Origin of the sequence: Noviherbaspirillum sedimenti (assembly GCF_003590835.1) — a bacterium.
GTDB classification, from domain to species: domain Bacteria; phylum Pseudomonadota; class Gammaproteobacteria; order Burkholderiales; family Burkholderiaceae_D; genus Paucimonas; species Paucimonas sedimenti.
Genome location: NZ_QYUQ01000002.1, coordinates 3,842,430 through 3,863,259 on the forward strand (window position 1 = coordinate 3,842,430; position 20,830 = coordinate 3,863,259).

General features: G+C 58.3%; 21 protein-coding genes. 6 read left to right on the forward strand and 15 right to left on the reverse strand.

Annotation, left to right across the window (positions count from 1 at the left end):
- Positions 1-156 precede the first annotated feature (156 nt).
- The 14 genes from pqqE to D3878_RS17905 form a co-directional block, all read right to left on the reverse strand.
- On the reverse strand, positions 157-1,326 hold the full coding sequence (gene pqqE, locus D3878_RS17840; protein ID WP_119786719.1) for a pyrroloquinoline quinone biosynthesis protein PqqE: 1,170 nt from the start codon (positions 1,324-1,326) through the stop codon (positions 157-159).
- Between the two features lie 2 nt (positions 1,327-1,328).
- Entirely contained in the window at positions 1,329-1,592 is a 264-nt protein-coding gene (gene pqqD / locus D3878_RS17845) for a pyrroloquinoline quinone biosynthesis peptide chaperone PqqD (RefSeq protein WP_119786720.1), read from the reverse strand.
- Positions 1,589-2,305 (reverse strand): pyrroloquinoline-quinone synthase PqqC, encoded by a 717-nt coding sequence (gene pqqC, locus D3878_RS17850; RefSeq protein ID WP_119786721.1) that lies wholly within the window; start codon positions 2,303-2,305, stop codon positions 1,589-1,591. The genes pqqD and pqqC overlap by 4 nt, the downstream gene beginning before the upstream one ends.
- Positions 2,302-3,216 (reverse strand): pyrroloquinoline quinone biosynthesis protein PqqB, encoded by a 915-nt coding sequence (gene pqqB, locus D3878_RS17855; RefSeq protein WP_119786722.1) that lies wholly within the window; start codon positions 3,214-3,216, stop codon positions 2,302-2,304. Before pqqB ends, pqqC begins: the two co-directional genes overlap by 4 nt.
- 52 nt (positions 3,217-3,268) lie before the next feature.
- Complete coding sequence (pqqA, locus tag D3878_RS24835; protein WP_119787977.1) at positions 3,269-3,343, reverse strand: pyrroloquinoline quinone precursor peptide PqqA; 75 nt, start codon at positions 3,341-3,343, stop codon at positions 3,269-3,271.
- Positions 3,344-3,481: 138 nt separating this feature from the next.
- Entirely contained in the window at positions 3,482-4,411 is a 930-nt protein-coding gene (pip, locus tag D3878_RS17865; protein WP_119786723.1) for a prolyl aminopeptidase, read from the reverse strand.
- A 7-nt stretch (positions 4,412-4,418) separates the two neighbouring features.
- Positions 4,419-4,838 carry a hypothetical protein gene (locus D3878_RS17870; RefSeq protein WP_147384024.1) on the reverse strand — a complete coding sequence of 140 codons (420 nt, stop codon included), beginning with the start codon at positions 4,836-4,838 and terminating at the stop codon, positions 4,419-4,421.
- Between the two features lie 395 nt (positions 4,839-5,233).
- Positions 5,234-5,656, reverse strand: coding sequence for a nuclear transport factor 2 family protein (locus tag D3878_RS17875; RefSeq protein WP_119786725.1), 423 nt, complete (start codon positions 5,654-5,656; stop codon positions 5,234-5,236).
- A gap of 28 nt (positions 5,657-5,684) precedes the next feature.
- The gene (locus D3878_RS17880) at positions 5,685-7,280 is read right to left on the reverse strand and encodes a GMC family oxidoreductase (RefSeq protein ID WP_119786726.1); all 1,596 of its coding nucleotides are present in this window, start codon (positions 7,278-7,280) and stop codon (positions 5,685-5,687) included.
- Positions 7,281-7,293: 13 nt separating this feature from the next.
- Complete coding sequence (locus D3878_RS17885; RefSeq protein ID WP_119786727.1) at positions 7,294-9,264, reverse strand: oxidoreductase; 1,971 nt, start codon at positions 9,262-9,264, stop codon at positions 7,294-7,296.
- Positions 9,265-9,651: 387 nt separating this feature from the next.
- Positions 9,652-10,551 (reverse strand): SDR family NAD(P)-dependent oxidoreductase, encoded by a 900-nt coding sequence (locus tag D3878_RS17890; protein WP_119786728.1) that lies wholly within the window; start codon positions 10,549-10,551, stop codon positions 9,652-9,654.
- A 42-nt stretch (positions 10,552-10,593) separates the two neighbouring features.
- A complete protein-coding gene (locus D3878_RS17895) occupies positions 10,594-11,616 on the reverse strand; it encodes an NADP-dependent oxidoreductase (RefSeq protein ID WP_119786729.1) in 1,023 nt (340 codons plus the stop codon).
- Between the two features lie 2 nt (positions 11,617-11,618).
- On the reverse strand, positions 11,619-12,821 hold the full coding sequence (locus D3878_RS17900) for an acetyl-CoA acetyltransferase (protein WP_119786730.1): 1,203 nt from the start codon (positions 12,819-12,821) through the stop codon (positions 11,619-11,621).
- A gap of 13 nt (positions 12,822-12,834) precedes the next feature.
- Positions 12,835-14,292: a hydroxymethylglutaryl-CoA synthase family protein gene (locus tag D3878_RS17905; protein ID WP_233556380.1), complete on the reverse strand. Its 1,458-nt coding sequence runs from the start codon at positions 14,290-14,292 to the stop codon at positions 12,835-12,837.
- A gap of 245 nt (positions 14,293-14,537) precedes the next feature.
- On the opposite strand from D3878_RS17905, the gene D3878_RS23550 reads away from it, so the two are divergent.
- Positions 14,538-14,768 carry a hypothetical protein gene (locus tag D3878_RS23550; protein ID WP_147384026.1) on the forward strand — a complete coding sequence of 77 codons (231 nt, stop codon included), beginning with the start codon at positions 14,538-14,540 and terminating at the stop codon, positions 14,766-14,768.
- On the opposite strand, the gene D3878_RS17910 is transcribed toward D3878_RS23550, so the two are convergent.
- Positions 14,765-16,366 carry a long-chain-fatty-acid--CoA ligase gene (locus tag D3878_RS17910; protein WP_119786731.1) on the reverse strand — a complete coding sequence of 534 codons (1,602 nt, stop codon included), beginning with the start codon at positions 16,364-16,366 and terminating at the stop codon, positions 14,765-14,767. The genes D3878_RS23550 and D3878_RS17910 overlap by 4 nt on opposite strands.
- A gap of 295 nt (positions 16,367-16,661) precedes the next feature.
- Between D3878_RS17910 and D3878_RS17915 the strand changes: the two genes are divergently transcribed.
- From D3878_RS17915 to D3878_RS17930, 5 genes are all read left to right on the forward strand, one after another.
- Complete coding sequence (locus tag D3878_RS17915) at positions 16,662-17,411, forward strand: electron transfer flavoprotein subunit beta/FixA family protein (RefSeq protein ID WP_119786732.1); 750 nt, start codon at positions 16,662-16,664, stop codon at positions 17,409-17,411.
- Between the two features lie 30 nt (positions 17,412-17,441).
- The gene (locus D3878_RS24130; RefSeq protein ID WP_199688202.1) at positions 17,442-17,603 is read left to right on the forward strand and encodes a hypothetical protein; all 162 of its coding nucleotides are present in this window, start codon (positions 17,442-17,444) and stop codon (positions 17,601-17,603) included.
- A gap of 47 nt (positions 17,604-17,650) precedes the next feature.
- Positions 17,651-18,580, forward strand: coding sequence for an electron transfer flavoprotein subunit alpha/FixB family protein (locus tag D3878_RS17920; RefSeq protein ID WP_119786733.1), 930 nt, complete (start codon positions 17,651-17,653; stop codon positions 18,578-18,580).
- Between the two features lie 97 nt (positions 18,581-18,677).
- The gene (gene lipA, locus D3878_RS17925; RefSeq protein WP_119786734.1) at positions 18,678-19,652 is read left to right on the forward strand and encodes a lipoyl synthase; all 975 of its coding nucleotides are present in this window, start codon (positions 18,678-18,680) and stop codon (positions 19,650-19,652) included.
- A gap of 57 nt (positions 19,653-19,709) precedes the next feature.
- Positions 19,710-20,828, forward strand: a complete 1,119-nt coding sequence (locus D3878_RS17930; RefSeq protein ID WP_119786735.1) for an NAD(P) transhydrogenase subunit alpha — start codon at positions 19,710-19,712, stop codon at positions 20,826-20,828.
- Positions 20,829-20,830: the final 2 nt, after the last annotated feature.

A 20,830-nucleotide genomic window follows, 5' to 3' on the forward strand; every position in this document is an offset into this window, starting at 1 on the left:
TGCAACAGCCGCGCCGTTCGCCAGCCGGATGCCCTCGCAAATCCTGCCGGCGTGTCAGTCCGCGGCGTGTACCGATGTTGTATCGGAAAGAAGTGAAGTGCGAAAGGCGATCTTATTGCACCTGAAAATGCCGCGTGACGCCGGTCGGCGACACCGTCAGACTTCGCTCAGCTTGCGCGAATTGGCATCGGTGCGGAAGACGATAGGCCTTTCCTCCACTGCGGACTGTGCTGTGCCTGCCCGTTTGGCGGCATGCAAAATAATTTCATCGATCTTATGCCGCATTGGCGATTTGGAGCAGACCGGATCGGCCGCCGCCGGGTCGCCAGCCAACATGAAAGCTTGGCAGCGACATCCGCCGAAGTCATTGCTTTTTTCAGGGCAGCTGCGACAGGGTTCATTCATCCAGGCGTCGCCGCGGAACGCATTGAAGGCGCTGCTGCCGTACCAGATTTCCTTCAGGGACATGCCGCGCACATTGGGCAATATCAGGCCGGGCAGGTCGCGCGCGTTGTGGCAGGGCAGCGCCAAACCATCCGGCGCCACACCCAAGAAAACCGAGCCCCACCCATTCATGCAGGCCTTGGGACGGTCTTCATAGTAATCGGGCACCACAAACAGCAGCTTGCAGCGCTTGCCTATCTTGGCGCGATATTCTCCGACTACCCGCTCGGCTTCCAGCAATTGCTCATGGGTCGGCATCAGCTGGGCCTGATTCTTCATGGCCCAGCCGTAGTACTGTGTATTGGCCAGCTCCAGGTATTCGGCATCGAGCTCGAGTGCCATCTCGATGATCTTGTCCACATGCGGCAGGTTGTGCCGGTGCAGGACGCAGTTAATGACCATCGGATATTCATACTTCTTGATCAGCGCGGCCACCTTCCTTTTCAGGTCGAAAGTTCTTGTGCTGGACAGGAAATCGTTGAGTTCCCGGCTCGAGTCCTGGAAAGACAGCTGAATATGATCCAGTCCGGCTTGTTTCAGCGCCGCGATGCGGGTCTCGTTGATACCAATGCCGGACGTAATCAGGTTGGTATAGAAGCCGAGACGGTGGGCTTCCGCCACCAGCTCCTCGAGATCGTTGCGCGACAGCGGCTCGCCGCCGGAAAAACCGAGCTGCACCGCGCCCAGCGCACGGGCTTGGCGCATCACATCGATCCACTCGCCGGTGCTGAGCTCGTTCTTAACCGAGTCGTAATTGACCGGATTGTAGCAAAAGGCGCAATGTAGTGGACAGCGGTAAGTCAGTTCGGCCAGGAGCCAATGCGGCGGCGTCACTGGGGGAGCGACGGGCATGGCCGCAGATGTGGGGATGTGTGCGTCCATGGTCAGGCGATCCAGTTTTCCCGATGCGCGTGGTTCAGCATGGCTTCGATGTCCTCACGCAGGTCTGTGGTGTTGAACTTCGCCTCCAGCGTGCCGACGATGTCGTCAACGCTGGTTTTGCCATCGCAGCACTTCAATATTTCGGCGGCGCTGGTATTAAGCCTGATCATGCCTTCCGGGTACAGCAGAACATGGCATTTCTGCACTTCTTCCCATTGCATGCGGAAGCTCCGGTTCAGGACGGGTTTTTTTGGCAAGCTGTTCATTCAGGATAGGCCTTTTCAATCGCATCCAGCATGGTCCATAGGATGTCGAGCTTGAACTGCAGTATGTCGAGCGCACGGGCCTGCTGTTCGGAGGTCGTGAAATAGTCGAGCGTGACGTCCAGCCCGTGGTCGACGTCACGCTGCGCCAGCGGAATTCGACTGCGGAAATAATTCAGGCCTGCGGGCGCGATCCAGTTGTAATACTTGGGCCAAGTGGCCAGGCGGTCCTTATGAATTTGCGGCGCAAACATTTCGGTCAGCGAAGAACAGACTGCTTCCTGCCACGGTCTTCGGCGCGCGAAATCGACATAGGCATCGCAGGCGAAGCGTACGCCAGGCACCACATGGCTCATCGACAACAGCTCCTCGCGCGGAATGCCGACCGCTTCGCCCAGCTGGGTCCAAGCTTCCATGCCGCCGGCATGGTGACCTTGGTAATCATCATAGCCGTCATGGTCGAGGATGCGGGCGATCCACTTGCGGCGAGTCTCGCGATCATCGCAATTGGACAGGATCGCGGCATCCTTTTTCGGGATGATGGACTGGTAGTAGCAACGGTTGGCGACCCAGCCGCGAATCTGCGCTGGCGAGCACTGGCCGCTGTTCATGCGCAAATTGAAAGGATGGTGGATATGATAATTCTTGCCCTTGGCACGCAACTGTTCTTCGAACTCGGCGCGGGACCAGGGCGCCTGTGCATCCTTGCTGCTCATAGCTCTATTTCCATTCCGTCGGCCGCAACCTCGATGCCATGCTCGCGCAGGATGGCCCGCTCTCGCGAATCCTCGCGCAATATTGGGTTGCTATTGTTAATATGGATGAGAATCTTGCGCTGCGCCTGCATGCGGTCCAGCACTTCGATCATACCGCCGGGACCGGACTGCGACAGATGGCCCATGGCGGAGGCCGGTTTCTTCGACAAGCCTAATGCAATCATTTCTTCTTCGGTCCAGAAGGTGCCGTCGACCATCAGGATGTCCGCGTTCTGCATCGCCGCTTCCACCACCTCCGTCAGGTTGCCGAGGCCGGGCGCATAGAACAAGGTCCGGCCGCTTTTCTTGCTGGTGACCTGCAAGCCGATGTTGTCGCCGGGATGCGGATCATTGCGATGCGGTGAGTAGGGCGGTGCCTTGCTCGATAAAGTGATCGCGCTAAAGACGGTGCGCTCGAGCGGCGCGATGAAGAACGGCTTGCCGTCCGGTGTGATCGGGTTGGCACTGATACCGCAGTAATGCGACAGCACCCTGGTAATCGGCAAGCCCGTCGACAGGTCAGCTAACACTTGCTCAGTGGCGTATAGAGGCAAGGGCATCGAACGTTCGCGCAGCATTAGCAGGCCCGTCACATGGTCGATCTGGGCATCCATCAGCAGCACTGCCGCGATGCCGCTGTCGCGCACCGCGCGCGCCGGCTGCAGTGCAGGCGCGTCATTGATCTGCTTCAGTATGTCCGGCGAAGCGTTAATCAATACCCAGTCTTGACCGTTTTCGCTGAGTGCGATCGAGGATTGCGTGCGGGCTTGGGCACGGATGCTGCCGTCTCTCAATCCCTTGCAGTTGCCGCAGTTGCAGTTCCATTGCGGGAAACCGCCGCCGGCAGCCGAGCCTAGTATATGTATTTTCAAGCATGACTCCCGAGAGCGAGGCCCGCCGGCACCTCGCTCTCGCAAATGTATATCAGCGATTAGCGATATACATCGTGATTTCAAAACCAAAGCGGAAGTTAATGGCTTGCGGTTTTTCCCATGTCATGATGGTCTCCTATGCAATCTTGTTGATGAATGGTTGAGTTTTTATCCGGCCAAAAATTTCAACCGGATGAAGTTCATTGTTGCAGAAGTGTCTTTCCTTTGGCAAGCGAATACACCCATCGGCCAAATGATTTTCACATCACCGCAGATCCGCAATCGCCCGGCGCAATGCAGCGGCGATCAGTGGATCGCTGGCCGCATGCGTACCGCCCTCGACCCAACGTACATCAGCTCTCGGCAAAAACCGGGCAAGCCGTGTGACGTTCATAGGGGGGCAAATCCAATCGTGCGTCCCGTGCACAATGATGGTGGGTACGTCCTTCGCCCGCCGCGCTTGTCGAAACAGATAGCGCTCAGTGACAAAACAATTGTTTGACAAGTAATGCGCTTGCAGTCGGTATTTTTGTAGCCAACGTTCCGGCGCCGATCCCATTGGTGGCAACGGCCTTCCAGCCATCGCATGCATGATGGATTCCTCGTAATGTCCCCATCGCTTTGCCGCATCCCAGCAGTCTTTCAATGTTCGGCTTCGAAACATCGCTGTTAAGGTATGGAATACATCGCTGCGTTGTGATGCCGTCCAACCAAATGTCAATTGGTCCCAAGCTTGCGGCGCAAGCGCCTGCAACGTCTGGAAAAACCATTCGATCTCGCGTTCACTAGCAAGGAATACGCCGCGCAGGACTGCGCCGCTTACTACTTTCGGATGAGTACCCAGGTAGCAAAGCGCCAGCGTTGCTCCCCATGATCCACCAACCAGTCGCCACCGCGCAATCCCAAGATGTTGACGCAAGCGCTCGACGTCGCCAACGAGATCCGAAGTGCGATTGTTGCCCAGCTCTCCAAGAGGGGTGCTGTTCCCGGCCCCGCGCTGGTCAAACAGAATGACACGGTCGTATGCCAAGTCGAACCATGTGAGCATTGTCGGAGAGCAGCCGCTACCAGGACCACCGTGGAGGACGACTACGGGATTGCCTCGTGGCTGACCATATTCCGCATAGTAGACAGCATGGCCGTCGACGACGGGCAAGAAATTTTCATGAAAAGGTTTTGGGTGTTGAATAGGCATAACAGCGCTAGGGCGACGCAGGGATGGTCACGGCAGACTTCCAGCCTTCCGCTGTACGCACAACGCCGTCATAGTAGAGAGCGATAATCCTGAACTTCGATCCAAACACATGCAATGTGTGCCGAGCGCGAGCACGAACGCCGGTAATCCGATCGACGATGATGTTGTGCGCCATTTGATGTACAAACCCGCCCTGGTAAGCCCCCTTGATGGAGGATTGAACACAGACAAGGCTCTTGTAAGCAGCCCCATGATGCAACGCGATCTTCCCGGCTTCTTGGCCAGTCATATGGCACATTGCGCATTTTGCCTTCAGGACCGGAACGATCTTCTCCCGAAAACTCACGTCCCCTGAGGATGAAGCCGCATAAGCATGAGAAGAAAGCAATAAAGTTCCAATCATTAGCCATTGCGAGTTGGCAGTCATGTCAGCCCTCCGTGTAAAAACGTGTTCAGCCTCCGCATTTCTTAAAATATCGTCGGACATTGATCTTGTAATCGTTCGATAATTATATTTTTCTGGCGAAAAAATATAAGCCAATATGCGGCCATAAATATGCGCTTACTGGCCAACGGCCAGTAAAAAACACTGAAAAGAAAATTATGTCCGGCAAGAAGAGGGGGGCGATCGCGATCGGACGAAGAGAATTACTGTTTCCAGCAATTACTCTGAATGATTCGCTCCATATCGTTGGGCGCTTGCGCGACTCCTCGTCCGTCAGATTGATCTGGTCGTTGGCCCTCGACCCGGGCAAGAGGGCGCTATGGCGAGAGGCGTTGATCACGTCGCCATTATTCTCTCAGCATCGCGCCCCAGACCGATCAGCCGGCGTCGACGGTTTTCATGGTTTTCGGAATCAGCAGATGTTTCTTGATCTTCCATTCCCCGGCGACGCGAACGAAGTCGGTTTTATATGTTGCCCATAACGTCAACGTACGGCCTTCCGGTTCCTTGAAACATTGCGTGGCTTGCACCTCGGTGCGCGCATGGGCAGCATCGCCGTCGATGGCGATCAGGGACGGTCCGATCAGGTGCTGCGAAGCGCCAAATGGCGCCATGGCGGGTTTGACGAAGTCGATTACGGCAGCGGTGCCGCGGAGTACATCCGGCGTGAAGCCAATGATTTCGACGTCGCTGGTGAAGCAGCTCCGGTAACGATCGAAATCGCGGTCATCGATCGCCGATACGTATTTCAGCATCACGTCCTGGATTGCCGCACGGTCGGCCAAATTTTGCAGTGTCATATTTTCCTTTTTTAAAAAAGATTGAAGCTTAAATCTTGCCGGCTGCGTCGCGCAAAATCAGATCCGACGCTTTTTCACCGATCATAATTGCAGGCATGTTGGTATTGCCGCCGATGAGTGTGGGCATGATCGCGGCATCGGCGACCCGCAGCCCGGCGATGCCATGCACACGCAGCTGGTCGTCGACCACGGCCATGCCGTCTGTCCCCATCTTGCAGGTGCCGGCGGTGTGGTAGTCGGGATTGGCGGAAGCCCGGATGAAAGCCGCGATTTCCTCATCCTTCTGCACATCCTGGCCGGGGCGATATTCCTCGCCGCGGTAGGGGGTGAAGGCCGGCTGGCCGAACACCTGGCGGGAGATGCGAACGGCTTTGATCATGGTCGCCAGATCGTTGGCCGAATCAAGGTAATTCTGATCGACGATGGGCGGCGCAGCGGGATCCGCCGAGGCCAGCCGGATTTCGCCGCGGCTTTCGGGACGCAGGACACAGACATGCGCCGAAAAGCCGTGCTCCGGCATCAGCCCGGTGTGATCGTCCTTCATCAACGCGAGAATCATCGACAATTTGACATCGGGTTCCGGCAATTCAGCCTGGGAGCGGACATAGCCGATTGCCTCGATTCCCGTCGATGTCAATGGGCCGGTGCGCGACAGCAGGTAGCGGGCGACGGCGATGCTTGCCCGCACTGGATGGACGTGGGCGTACAGTGATACCGGCTGGATCGCACGGTATTTCATATAAAGCGAAAGATGGTCCTGCAGGTTGCGGCCGACGCCGGGCAGATGGGCGTTCACGAGAATGCCGAGATCCTGGAGCCGGTCCGCATCGCCAATGCCGGAGAGCATGAGGAGCTGGGGCGAGGCCACCGCGCCGGCAGCCAGGATGACTTCGCGTCGCGCCGTCGCAGTCTGCTTGCCGTTGCGTGCAAAAGCGACGCCGGCGGCGCGTTTCCCTTCGAAGACGATACGCGTTGCATGCGCATTTGTCAGCACCGTTAGATTGGGGCGCGAGCGGATCGGCCGCAGGTAGGCGGTCGCGCTGCTGGAGCGACGTCCGCGCCAGGACGTCATATCGATTGGACCGAAACCTTCGCGCAAGGCGCCGTTGGTGTCGTCATTGTAGGGATAGCCGGCTTGCTGGCCGGCTTTGACGAACGCCTTGGCGAGTGGATTGCAAACGCCCGGCCGGCCGACCTGGACCGGTCCGTCGCCGCCGTGCCATTCATTGGCGCCGTGCTTGAAGCTCTCCGCCCGTTTGAAGTAGGGCAGCACGTCGGCATAAGACCAGCCGCGATTGCCCATGTTCGCCCAGCCATCGTAATCGCTCGGCGCGCCGCGATCGTACATCATGCCGTTGATCGAACTGCCGCCACCCAGAACCTTGCCGCGCGGAAGAATCATCGAACGGCCATTCAACTTCGCCTGCGGCGCGCTGACATAGTTCCAGCTGTGCTTACCCGAAAGAAGCAGTGGCAACAGACCGCCCGGCACATGGATCATGGGGTCGCGGTCGGACCCGCCGGCTTCCAGCAGCAGCACGTGATTACGCGGGTCTGCCGAAAGGCGATTGGCCAGCACGCAACCCGCCGAGCCGGCGCCGACGATGATGTAATCGAATTCCATGCGCGGCTTTTTCTTAAGCGATCGAGCGGGCGGCAAGGTGGCCTTCGCGTATCGCCGTCTGGAGATAGCGTGGGCTGCGCACGTCGCCGACAGGGATGACCTGTCCGGAGAAGCCTTCGAGTTCGTCGAGGAGCTCACGGTTGGGCCGGTTATGCGACACGAACACGACCATGTCGGCGTCGACGTCGAAAGCCTTGCCCCCATGACGATGCGACAATTGCACTTTGCCCTTGTCGACAGCCTCCAGCTTTGTGGATGTCAACAGCCGGAAATCGCCTTTGGCGAGCCGCTCGAGCGCGGGGGCGGCAGTGTGATTCAATTCCATCCGCGGGGAAAAACTCGGATGGCCGGTCACGAAGGTAACGGCGACGCCGCTTTCAATCAGGAACTCCGCCGCGGCGATGCCCTCGTAGTGACCAGGATCGTCGAAAACGACGGCGTGGCGCCCCAGGTTGCGATGCCGGTCACCCAGCAGCAGATCATGGCTGGACAGGACCTTGGGACTTTCGATGCCGGCAACGACATGGCCGGGGGAAAACATTTGACGGCCGTCGTCCATCCGCGGGAGCGAGCCGGTCGCGACGATCACCACATCGGGCGCAATTGCCGCGACGTCCGCAGCCTGCACGTAGGTGCCCAGGCGTACATCCACTCCGAGCCGATAGACTTCACGCTCCAGCCAGTCCGTGATGTCGCCGATGCCAATTCTGCGCGGTGCGCGTTTGGCGATATTGATGCACCCACCCAAGGCATCCGAAGCTTCCGCCAGAATCACGGTATGCCCTTTCAATGCCGCTATGCGGGCAGCTTCGAGTCCGGCCGGGCCGCCGCCGATGATGAGGACCTTGCGAGGCTGCTCAACCGGCTTGATCAGATCTTCCGCCAGCGCGGACTCCGCACCAACGGCGACATTCACAGCGCAACCGAGCCTGCCCATGGTGACGACGCCGCCGATGCAGCCATGGTTGCAAGCGATACAAGGACGCACTTCATCCACGCGTCCGTCGATTGTTTTGCGGACGATATCCGGATCGGCGATATGGGCGCGTGTGAGGGCGACCAGGTCGGCATCGCCCTGGCGGATCACCTGATCCGCCTCTTCCAGCGTGCGGAAGCGTCCCGTCACCAGGACGGGGACCGTGATGCCTTGACGGATCGGCCTGTCATGGGGCAGCTCATAGCCTACCGGCTCATGCATTGGCGCGACAATCTTGTTCGGCGTGTAGTTATCGCCCATCGTCAGATTCAGAAAGTCGATCAGCTTCCTGTCCTCGAACAGTTGAGCAGCGTTGCGCACGTCTTCGCCGGTCAAGCCGCCCGGCATAAGGTCGGCGCTGAGCCGTACCCCAAGAACCATCGTGGCAGGCAGCACCTTTTTTACCGCGACGAGCAACTCCAGCGGCAGGCGCATCCGGTTTTCAAAGCTGCCGCCATACTCGTCCGTGCGCTGGTTATAGAGCGGCGACATGAACTGCTGGATCAGATAGCCGTGCGCCATGTGCACCTCAACGCCATCGAGACCACCCTTCACGCAGTCCTCTGCCGCGGCAACATAGGCGGCAATCAAACCCGCAATCTGCTGCCGGGACATCGGCTCGGCAGGAATCCCGATGGCGCCGATCGAGTCGGAGGCGGAGAGCGGGGGGGAGCCATCGGCCTGTGGAATCTCGTTGCCGAGATGACCGATCTGCTGGAATATCTTCATGCCATAAGGTGCGACTTCGGCCATCAGCGCTTGATAGCCTTCGACCATGCCGGGCGCGCCTGCCACGAGAAAAGGATAGGCAGATTGGTAGATGCCGAGCGCCTCCAGTATGGTGAGCCCGACCCCGCCTTTTGCACGGGCCACGTGATAGTCAATCAGGCTCCGGCTCATGGTGCCGCCGCCGAGACCGGTGGCGTGGCCGGTCCGGGTAACCCGATTTTTGACCGTTACCGGGCCGATCTCGAGCGGACTCAATACGTGCTTCAATGACATATTCATGGTGTCTCCTCCTAGTAAGTATCGCTGGCACTCGCGTCCAGTTTCGTCCGAGTCAGCCGCGGAGAAATTGTCGTTGTGTTTTATTCTATCTTGATGGTATACATACGTACTTTATATGTCAATACAAGTACCGGAGTGCTGCCGGCGTGTCAACAGCGATTTGAAAGTGCAGGTTTCAGCTGTGAAGCGACATCAGCGGAGGGAGGGTGGCCATCGATGCAGCCGTGCAGGGAAGCTTTGTAAAGCGGGGATGCAAAGAGCGCCTGATTGCAATCCGTTTGTGGGCGGCGACATTGCGCCAACGTTTCGCAAATGCAATCAGGGCTTTGCTTTCCAGTCCTTTCCATTAATTAAGCAATAACGAATGGACTGGAAAGCGGGGGCAACTTAAGGCTCGAGCCAGGTGTCGCGGTCAATCCCGGCATTCTTTCTCGAGAACTTGATGATATTGGCGATTTCCTTGTCCAGGGTCGACGGGTCCTTGGTCGCAGGAGTAATCGGCCCATGCTGCCAGCTTTCTGCGACGGAGTAGCCATAGCCCCATGCCTCGAACACGCGACCGCTGATGCCGCGCGATGCCGGGCTGGCCAACCAGGTTACAAATGCGGCGATCCACTCGGGGTCGCGCCGTTCCAGCTGCTCCGGCGTCCACTCTTTCAGGCCCTGCGTCATGCGGGTTTCAGCGCGCGGCGCAATCGCATTGACAGTGACGCCATAACGGCCCAGCTCGCGGGCGGCAACGATCGACAGGGTGGCAACGCCGGCCTTGGCGGCTGCATAGTTGGTCTGTCCGATATTGGCATACAGTGCCGAATGCGAAGTGGTATTAATCACGCGCGCATCGACCGGCTTGCCTGCCTTCGATTGCTCGCGCCAATAGTTTGCTGCATGGTGGATAGGGGCGAATGTGCCTTTCAGGTTCACGCGGACAACGGCGTCCCAGTCCTGTTCTGTCGTATTGATCAGCATGCCGTCACGCAGGATGCCGGCGTTGTTGATCAGAATATCCAGCTTGCCGAAAGTATCCACGGCATTCTTGATCAAGTTTTTGGCGCCATTCCAATCCGCGACGTCCGAATTGTCCACGATGGCTTCACCGCCCATTTCACGGATCAGGGCAACGACTTCTTGCGCGGGAGTCTGGTCAACACCCTCACCGCTTGCCGAGGTGCCGATATCGTTGACAACGACTTTTGCGCCATGGCGCGCGAGCATCAGCGCGTGCGCCCGACCCAAGCCGCGACCGGCGCCAGTAATAATTGCTACACGACCTTCACAGATTTTCATTTTGTGCTCTCCAAGTATTAATTAACTACGATAAATACTGACTTAACCATGCTGCAGACGGATCAGTCGTTTGCCGTTGTTTTCCCCTCGATAGAGGCCGGCGATAGCGTCCGGGGCCTGTTCAATGCCATTCAAAACATCCTCGCGATAGCGCAGTTGTCCGGTGCGGACCCAGGCTGCCAGGCGGGCCACAGCTTCCTCATAGCGATGCTCATAATCCCACACCAGAAAACCCTGCATGCGTGCAGCTTTATTGAGAAGATGGCGTTCCACGCGCGGTCCGAGGGGCCACGGCTCCCAGTTCGCTACGGACGCCGTGCCGCAAACGACAATGCGCGCCCCTTTATTGATCTGGCTTACTACGACATCTGAAATTCTTCCTGACGTATTGTCATGGTAGACATCCACGCCCTTCGGACAGGCCGCAATCAGATCTTTTTCAAAGTTTTCCGACTTGTAATCGACGGCGGCATCGAAGCCGAATTCGTCGATGCAAGCCCGGACTTTTTCCGGACCGCCAGTGATGCCCACCGTGCGGCAGCCGGCAATTCTGGCAATCTGACCGACGGCTGAACCGACGGCGCCAGCAGCCGTCGAGACGACGACGGTATCGCCGGGGCGTGGCTGCGCCGCCTCTGTCAACGCAAAGTAGGCGGTGATGCCATTGATTCCCAAGATCCCCAGCGACAAGGAAATCGGCAAGTCCGATTCCTTTATCTTGCGTCGTATGGTGCGGCCGTCGGTTACGGCGTATTCCTGCCAGCCAAGCATGCCCATCACCTGGTCGCCTTCAGCGAAGCCGGGGTGCCGGGATGCGATGACTTCGCCGGCGCTAAAAGACCGCATGACGTCACCGATTGCCACCGGATCGGAATAATTGGCTGCAGCGTTGACCCAGCCCCGCATGGCAGGCTCGACAGAAAGAAACGCATTGCGCACCAAAAATTCTCCCTGTCGAAGATCAGGAAGGGCGGTGCTGACAAGCTCAAAATGTTCTGCCTGCGGGATTCCTACGGGACGCGATTTGAGTACAACCTGTCGATTATTTGTAGGTAACATAGTCATATCTAGCTATGCAGCCCCAGGATCGAGATTGCAGCAATGCCCAGATAGGGGACGCCACCCAGGTTATGCGTCAGGCCCAGGCTTGGATCTTTCAATTGGCGCTCACCGGCGCGTCCCAGCAATTGATTGTAGACTTCATACGCCATGCGCAACCCGGTTGCGCCAATCGGATGGCCGAAACACTTGAGGCCGCCATCGACCTGGCATGGAACGCCACCACCGGTGCGATCGTAGAATCCATCCAGCACGTCATGAGTGGCACGACCTTCTTTCGAAACAAACAGGTCTTCCATCGTGACCAGTTCGGTAATGGAAAAACAGTCGTGCACTTCCATCAGGCTGAGCTGCTTGCGCGGATCGGTGATACCGGCTTCCTCGTAAGCCTTCTTCGCAGCATTGCGCGTCGTGCGCACGTGGCTGCCATCCCACTGGTTGGTGGACGACTCAACGCCAGAACCGATCGATAACTGGATCGCCTTGATGGTGACCATATCCTTGCGGCCAAGCGCGCGGGCGATTTCCGGTGTGGTGACGATCGCGGCAGCTGCGCCATCGCTCACGCCGCAGCAATCGAACAGGCCGAGCGGTTCGGCAATCATCGGCGCGTTCAAAATCTGCTCCATCGAGACTTTTTTCCGGAGGTGCGCCTTCGGGCTCAGCACGCCGTTCTCGTGGCTTTTCCATGAAACGTGTGCGATCGCGCGTTTCAAATCTTCTTTCGACACGCCATGCTTGGCGCGGTATCCGGCGGCCAGTTGGGCAAATCCTGCTGGCGCCGAACCGAGCGGCATCCACAGGTCATTGAATGTGCCCTTGAAGCCTGGTGGCAAACCGCCATAGCCGGTATCCTTCAGCTTTTCAGCGCCTACAGCCAGGGCGATATCGACTGCCCCGGAAGCGACAGCGTAGACTGCGCCGCGCAAGGCTTCCGTGCCTGTTGCACACATGTTCTCGACGCGGCTGAACGGAATGCTGTCGAGACGCAAAGCCACGGATGCCGGAATGGCGGAGTTCCCGACGTTGACTGCATCCATGCAGGAGCCATACCACGCCGCCTCGATTTCCTTGCGTTCAATTCCCGCATCCTTCAGCGCTTCATCGAAAGCCTCTGCCAGCAGTTCCGATGTGCCTTTATCCCAGCGCTCGCCGAACTGGGAGCAGCCCATGCCAAGAATCGCGACTTTGTCTTTAATGCCTTTTGCCATGAAAATCCCCTTGTTATGCTTCGATCGGCGTTGTTTTCCAGAAATATCGCGGATAGCCGCGCGTCGTGTCGATGTCCTTGATGCGAAAAACAACTTTCAGCGGTGTGCCGACGTCCAGACCTGCCGCACCCACCTCAACGGTTTCCATCAGCAGCCGGGCGCCATTTTCAAATTGGACAAATCCAACATACAAAGGCGGCGCAGGATGATAGGAAAGCCAGTCCGCCGTATAGGTCAGCACACTGTTCGGTACATCGACCAGCGATACCTGGTCAAAATTCTCGCTCGATGCGTTGCACTCCGGATTGACGCAATACGGCATCTGCGGGAACTGGAGCGTTTGGCAGCAGCGGCACTTGCCTGCCATGAAGCTTGCCAGTTGATTGCTCGAACGGTACTGCTCGGTAAGGGCCGTCTTGACAGTCTTTTCTGCCCGCATTCCCCACTCCAGATCAATGTTGCCTTCATATGAGAGCATGCGCAGGTAGGCATCGTGTACCTGTGCATCAGCAAGCGCACCGCTTACGCCGCGGCGTGGTTTGAATTTGCTGATGGCTTCTGTGACCTGGAATACCAATGCATCACATCCCTGGCCGAATCCCACCACGAGAATGATTTGCCCGGGGGTGGCTTGTTCAAGCACCTTGGCCAGCATCAGCAGGCCATGGGCACTGCCGGTATTGCCGCAGTTTTCTTCCAGATTGTCGGATACCGACTCGGCGGCCACGCCCAGTTTCTTGGCAACTGCATCGGCCAGGCCCTTCATCGGCGACGGCATGATGAAATGGCTGATGTCGGCCGCACTGACTTTTGCATCTTTCAAAGCAGCCTTGACTGCGTCCGGCACCAGCTTCATGTAGCCTTCATCGCGGATCCATCGCTCTTCCCAGACATAGTTGTAGTCTGAATCGCTGGCGCGGAAGTGATCCACAAAGAACGAGGTCCGGCTGGCGGCGCCCAGCAAGGAGGCGATGACGTTCTGGCTTCCCAATGTGAAGGCGGCGGCGCCTGCGCCATAACCGATCTCCTGAATGCTGCCCGGCTTGCCTTTCGGCTGCTCACTTGCGATGAGCAGGGCATCGCTACCGCCATTCTGGAGCGCTGCCATCAGTGCCGAGGTGCCGGCGCGCTGCGTCGAACCCAGGTCAAGCGTCTGGCAGGCGGAAGACAGGTTTAATGCACCGGCCACAATGGCACTATGTTGCAGGTCGGCGAAGGGCATCGTCGTGGATGACAGGTATAGCTTGCCGATGCCCGCTCGGTCACGATTGTCGAGCGCATCGCGCGACGCTTCGACTGCCATGGTGACGCTGTCTTCGTCCCAGCTGCAGAACGCCCTGTGCCCTTTGGCGAGGGATTTGAGAGAGGGGGCCATCCACTTGTGCGCAGCTGCAATCGCTGCTCTTTGCATGCGCAGACGTGGAATATAGCCGCCGTATCCGGTAATACCGTACACCGATGTGTTCGCCACTTTAGTGCCTTTCAAGTTGAATGATTAGTTCGTATGCATGGATACAATACACTAACATTAATGCGCGGGTCAACATCAAAAATGCGGATTTCTGATCAGTCCCGGAAATGCGCTGAAAACAAGGGCTCCGGGCGCAGCTGCGCTGGCCGGGATGGGGCTGGGATAGGTGAATTTCGCCAAAGGACTGATGGCGATGTGGTTCGTGATTTAATGCGCTGAGGAGATTTTTGAGGCAGGCAGCCCGCATGAAAATGCGACTCTGCAGGGTGTCCAATTCGAATGCAATTCGGCAATTCAGCCTGAGACAGCCTAAAAATCGGGCCCGAGAAAGTGCAGGAAAACGGCAGGAAAGCGGCAGGAAAAACCATGGGTTTTCCGACGCTGCCATGGCCAAATTCAGGGTCATGGCAGCGATCAGTCACGACAAGGTCGCTGACAATTTGCGGTATCGGAAAAGCGTGATCATCGCCTATTAAGTGGGCGTCCCTGCCAGCGGAATATCGCCACTTTTTATGCGGCGACGCACCTCGGCGCGCTGAAGCTTTCCGGTCGCGGTGCGAGGCAGGGCAGTCACGGCTTGCAATAATTTAGGCAACTTATACCCAGCAATATGCTTTCTGGCAAAAGTCCTCAATTCCTCGACCGTCGCTGCACATCCTTCGTTCCACTCGATAATGGCTGCAACAGATTCACCCCAAGGTTTGTCTGGAATGCCGACGATCACGAGGTCCCTGATTGCGGGGTGAAGCCGCAATACCTGTTCGACTTCAGCGGGGTAAATGTTTTCTCCGCCCGACACGATCATATCCTTGATTCTATCTGTCAAATACAAGTATCCTTCCGCATCCAGATAACCGCCATCGCCGGTCTTGTACCATCCGTCAACCAGGACTTCGGCGGTTGCTTCTGCGTGTTTCCAGTAGCCGATCATGATGCATGGCGACTTGACCCAGATTTCGCCGGGAGTATTCGCGGGCAACGGTACGCAATTGTCGTCGCGAATCTCGATGCTCATGCCAGGCAATGCCTTGCCGACAGAACGCAGCAATTCGGGACGGGCAATGTCATGCGACACGGGCGGCAGGAAAGTGACCGAACCACAGTTCTCGGTCATCCCGAAGTATTGGCCAAATCCGCATCCGAAGGTTTCAATGCATTCCTTCAGTAAGTGAACGTCCATGGTGGACGCGCCATAAAAAATGCTTTTCAGCTGGGGAGCGGGCAGGTGGCTCTTCTTGATCAAGTCCAGAAGCGAACTAATTGCCGTTGGAACCATGAAGGTGCGGGTGACATGCTGCTGCTGGCTGAGTCTTAAAAGGTTTGCCGGGCTTGGGTCGGCGGTCAGGATGCATGTCAGCGAGCGCAGCAGTCCGATCAGCATCCACGTGAGTCCGCCAACATGAAAATTCGGCATCGCTGACAAGATGATGTCGTCAGACGTCCAGTCGTCCCAGGCGGGGGTGTCGAGTTCAATATGGCGTGCAATCGACAGTGCCCGCTGCGACAGCATCACGCCTTTGGGTTGGCCGGTGGTGCCGCTCGTGTACATTTGCAAGGCACATTCGTCCAAATATAATTCATTGGATTTCCGGGCCGGGATGGACGCGTCGTTGAGAATGCGGTCTAGTGTCCGAGCAGCGTCACCGGATGTTGGCAGCGTTGCGATGCTTGTCCCGGCTTTTTCCGTGGCTTCCCTGGTGGCCTCCGAAAATTCCTGATCATGAATCAGCAGCGCGCTAGTGGAGTTCTGCAGAATGTAGCCGATTTCCGTGCCGGTGCAGCGCCAGTTGATTGGCACCAGGACCACGCCGCTGCGAAGGCAGCCGAATAAAACCGGGAAGAAGAGATGACTGTTTTTTCCGAGATAAGCAATTCTGGTTCCCGGGGTGAATCCCTGTTGCTTCAAGAAAGCGGCAAAGCGGTCGCACGCTTCATCAAGTTCCCGGTATGTGTACGATCCATTGTCAGAAATGATCGCTGCCTTGTCTGAAAAACGCTGCGCTCCGATAGCGGGATAATCCGCAAGCCAGGACATTTGTTCGATATTGTGAATCTGTTTTTCGCTGCTGCTCATATCGTTCGTCTCCGAATAAAATTTTCACGCATGTTCAAAGCTGGGCGCAATGTTGTTTCCATGCGTACAAGCGTACCAAAAAATATCATATCCATGCATCTTAATTTTCCACAAAATTGCATTGGCGCAAAGAAATTTTCGCTGGCCGTTCGCTCAGTATAGCCAGATAAATACAATGCAATTCCCAAAAATATTTGTTCAGAAAAATAAATAAAACATGCATAGAGTATGTTAGCATACTATCTCATGGCGCTGCCTCATGGTGGTCCAACTTAATTTTTTGATGGAGTGATTGATGAAAATTCTGGTGCCAGTCAAGCGCGTGGTCGACTACAACGTCAAGGTGCGCGTCAAGTCCGATGGTTCGGGCGTCGAGCTCGCCAACGTCAAGATGAGCATGAATCCCTTCGATGAAATCGCCGTCGAGGAAGCCATGCGCCTGAAAGAAGCCGGCAAGGCTACCGAAGTCGTCGCCGTGTCCTGCGGCGTGACGCAATGCCAGGAAACATTGAGAACCGCCATGGCCATCGGCGCCGACCGCGCGCTCCTGGTGGAAACCGATGCCGAACTGCAGCCGCTGGCGGTGGCCAAGCTCTTGAAAGCGCTGGCCGACCGCGAGCAGCCGCAACTGATCATCCTCGGCAAGCAAGCCATCGATGACGACAATAACCAGACTGGCCAGATGCTGGCCGCCCTGCTGGGCTGGGGGCAGGCCACCTTCGCTTCGAAGGTCGTCATCGAAGGCGACCGCGCCGTGGTGACCCGTGAAGTCGATGGCGGCCTGGAAACCGTCTCGCTGGCGCTGCCGGCCATCGTCACCACCGACCTGCGCCTGAACGAGCCGCGCTACGTGACCCTGCCCAACATCATGAAAGCCAAGAAAAAGCCGCTGGAGGTGGTCAAGCCGGCCGATCTCAACGTCGATGTGGCGCCAAGGTTGAAGACCCTGAAAGTGGTCGAGCCAGCCAAGCGTAGCGCCGGCATCATCGTGCCGGACGTGGCAACGCTCGTGGCCAAGCTGAAGAACGAAGCCAAGGTCATTTAGCCCTCTCCGAACCGCACAGGAACCATTGTCATGGAAAACATTCACCAGCCCACCAAAGAGCAAATCAGGGAATGGCTTGCCAACCGGCGGAAAAGCCCGGCCCCGCTGCCCGATGCCAAGCAGATCCGACGCCAGCTGGACTGGAAACAGGTCGACCATGCCGGTGACTACCCCATTCAACAAGCAGCCTGAGCGATCACGCCATCTCCGTTCAAGTTAATCATTTTGTCAGGAAAATCATGACTGCACTCGTCATTGCCGAACACGACAACGCTACCCTCAAGGGCAGCACCGCCCATACCGTCACCGCTGCCGCCGCCTGTGGCGGCGACGTCCACGTCCTCATCGTCGGCCACCACTGCGGCGCTGCCGCCGAAGCCGCAGCCCAACTGGCTGGCGTGGCCAAGGTAATGGTCGCCGATGCCGCGCATTTTGCCGATGGCCTGGCCGAGAATATCGCGGCCCAGGTGCTGGCGCTGGCCAAAGACTATTCGCACATCCTCGCCCCGGCCACCGCCTATGGCAAGAACATCGCCCCGCGCGTGGCGGCCAAACTGGATGTGGGCCAGATATCCGAAATCACCAGGGTCGATGCCCCCGACACCTTCGAGCGGCCGATCTATGCCGGCAATGCGATTGCCACCGTGCAGTCGATCGATCCGATCAAGGTGATCACCGTGCGCACCACCGGCTTTGACTCCGCAGCCAGCGGCGGCAATGCCGCCGTCGAGACCATTCCTGCCGTGGCCGATTTCGGCAAGTCGGCGTTCGTCTCGCGCGAAGTGGCCAAGTCCGACCGGCCTGAACTGACCGCCGCCAAGGTGATCGTCTCGGGTGGGCGTGGCATGGGCTCGGGCGAGAGCTTCAAGATTCTCGAACCCCTGGCCGACAAGCTCAATGCGGCCATGGGCGCTTCGCGCGCCGCGGTGGATGCGGGTTACGTGCCGAATGACTGGCAAGTGGGTCAGACTGGCAAGATCGTCGCGCCGCAGCTGTACATTGCGGTGGGCATTTCCGGCGCGATCCAGCACCTGGCCGGCATGAAGGATTCGAAGACGATTGTTGCTATCAACAAGGATGCCGAAGCGCCGATCTTCAGTGTGGCCGATTACGGCATCGTCGGCGACCTGTTCGAGATCGTGCCGCAGCTGGTCAAGGAACTCGGCTAAATCTCAAGCGCTCGGCATGGTGAATGACATATTTCATCGTGCGCCAGGCCGAGCTTTCGCATGAGTCGTGTTGATCCACTATTGATGGAGGTGCGAGATGGCCCTGGAGAAAAGCGCGTCCCTGCCGAGCGGATATAACCCGAACGACAAGCAAAAAGGCGCCGGCAAGACTTCGCGTATTCCGATCAAGATCGTGCCGGCAGAACGCCTGCCCAAGCCGGACTGGATCCGGGTCAAGGGCGGCTCGCCCACCACCCGTTTCTATGAAATCAAGGATATCCTGCGCGCCAACAAGCTGGTGACCGTGTGCGAGGAAGCTTCCTGCCCGAACATCGGCGAATGCTTCGGCAAGGGCACCGCTACCTTCATGATCATGGGCGACAAGTGCACCCGCCGTTGCCCGTTCTGCGACGTCGGCCACGGCCGCCCGGATCCGCTCGACGTCAACGAACCGGAAAACCTCGCCAAGACCATCGCCGCCCTCAAACTCAACTACGTGGTGATCACCTCGGTGGATCGCGACGACCTGCGCGATGGTGGCGCCGGTCACTTCGCCGACTGCATCCGCCGGGTGCGCGAACTGTCGCCGAACACCCGCATCGAAATCCTCACGCCGGATTTCCGCGGCCGCATGGACCGCGCCCTGGAAATCCTCAAGGCGGCGCCGCCGGATGTCATGAACCACAACCTGGAAACCGTGCCGCGCCTGTACAAGGAAGCGCGCCCAGGCTCGGATTACGAATACTCGCTGAACCTCTTGAAACGCTTCAAGGCACTGCATCCGGAAACGCCGACCAAGTCCGGCATCATGGTGGGCCTGGGCGAGACCGACGAGGAAATCCTGCAGGTCATGCGCGACCTGCGCGCGCACGATGTGGACATGCTGACCATTGGCCAGTACCTGATGCCTTCGGGCGATCACTTGCCGGTGCGCCGCTACGTGCACCCGGATACCTTCAAGATGTTCGAGGAAGAAGCCTACAAGATGGGCTTCGTGCATGCGGCCGTGGGGGCGATGGTGCGCAGTTCATACCATGCCGACCAGCAGGCGCATGGCGCAGGAGTCGTTTGATCTGCATTTTTCGCCAGCTAAATTTCAAAAAGCGAATTTTTTGATAAAGGAAGACATATGAACATTGGCATACCCGCCGAGACGCGGCCGGGGGAAACCCGGGTTGCGGCGACGCCCGAGACCGTCAAGAAGCTGGCGGCCAAACACCAGGTCATCGTGCAGGCCGGCGCAGGTCTCGCGGCCAGCATCCCCGATGACGCCTATGTGGCTGCAGGCGCCATTATTGGCACGGCAGCCGATGCCTTTGGCGCCGCCATGGTGCTCAAGGTGCGCGCCCCTTCGGCCGATGAGCGCGCGCAGATCCGGCCCGGCACGGTCGTCATCGGCATGCTCAACCCCTTCGACGCCGACAACACCGCCGCCATGGCCGCGGCTGGCCTGACCGCCTTCGCCCTGGAAGCCGCGCCCCGCATCACCCGCGCCCAGTCGCTCGATGTGCTGTCTTCCCAGGCCAATATCGCCGGCTACAAGGCCGTCATGCTGGCTGCCAACACCTACCAGCGCTTCATGCCGATGCTGATGACCGCCGCCGGCACCGTCAAGGCGGCGCGCGTGCTGATCATGGGCGTGGGCGTGGCCGGCCTGCAAGCGATTGCCACCGCCAAGCGCCTGGGGGCGGTGATCGAAGCTTCCGACGTGCGCCCGCCCGTCAAGGAACAGGTCGAGTCGCTCGGCGCCAGGTTCATCGATGTGCCTTACCTCACCGAGGAAGAGCGCGAAATCGCCAAGGGCGTGGGCGGCTATGCCCGGCCCATGCCCCCCGCCTGGCTGGCGCGCCAGGCCGAGCTGGTGCATGCGCGCGCAGCCCAGGCCGACATCATCATCACCACGGCGCTCATTCCCGGCCGCCGCGCACCCATCCTGATCAGCGAAGACACGGTGAAAGCCATGAAGCCGGGGTCGGTCATCGTCGACATGGCCGTCGAGCAGGGCGGCAATTGCCCGCTGTCCGAACTGGGCAAGACGGTGACCAGGCATGGCGTGCACATCATTGGCGAGCCCAACCTGGCTTGCCTGGTGGCGGCCGATGCCTCGGCGCTGTATGCCCGCAATGTGCTGGATTTCCTGAAACTGATCATCGACCCGGAAGGGCTGCTGGCCATTCCCCAGGACGATGAAATCATTGCCGCTACGCTCCTGTGCAGCGGCGGTCAATCCTTACGCAAGGCAGCCTGAAC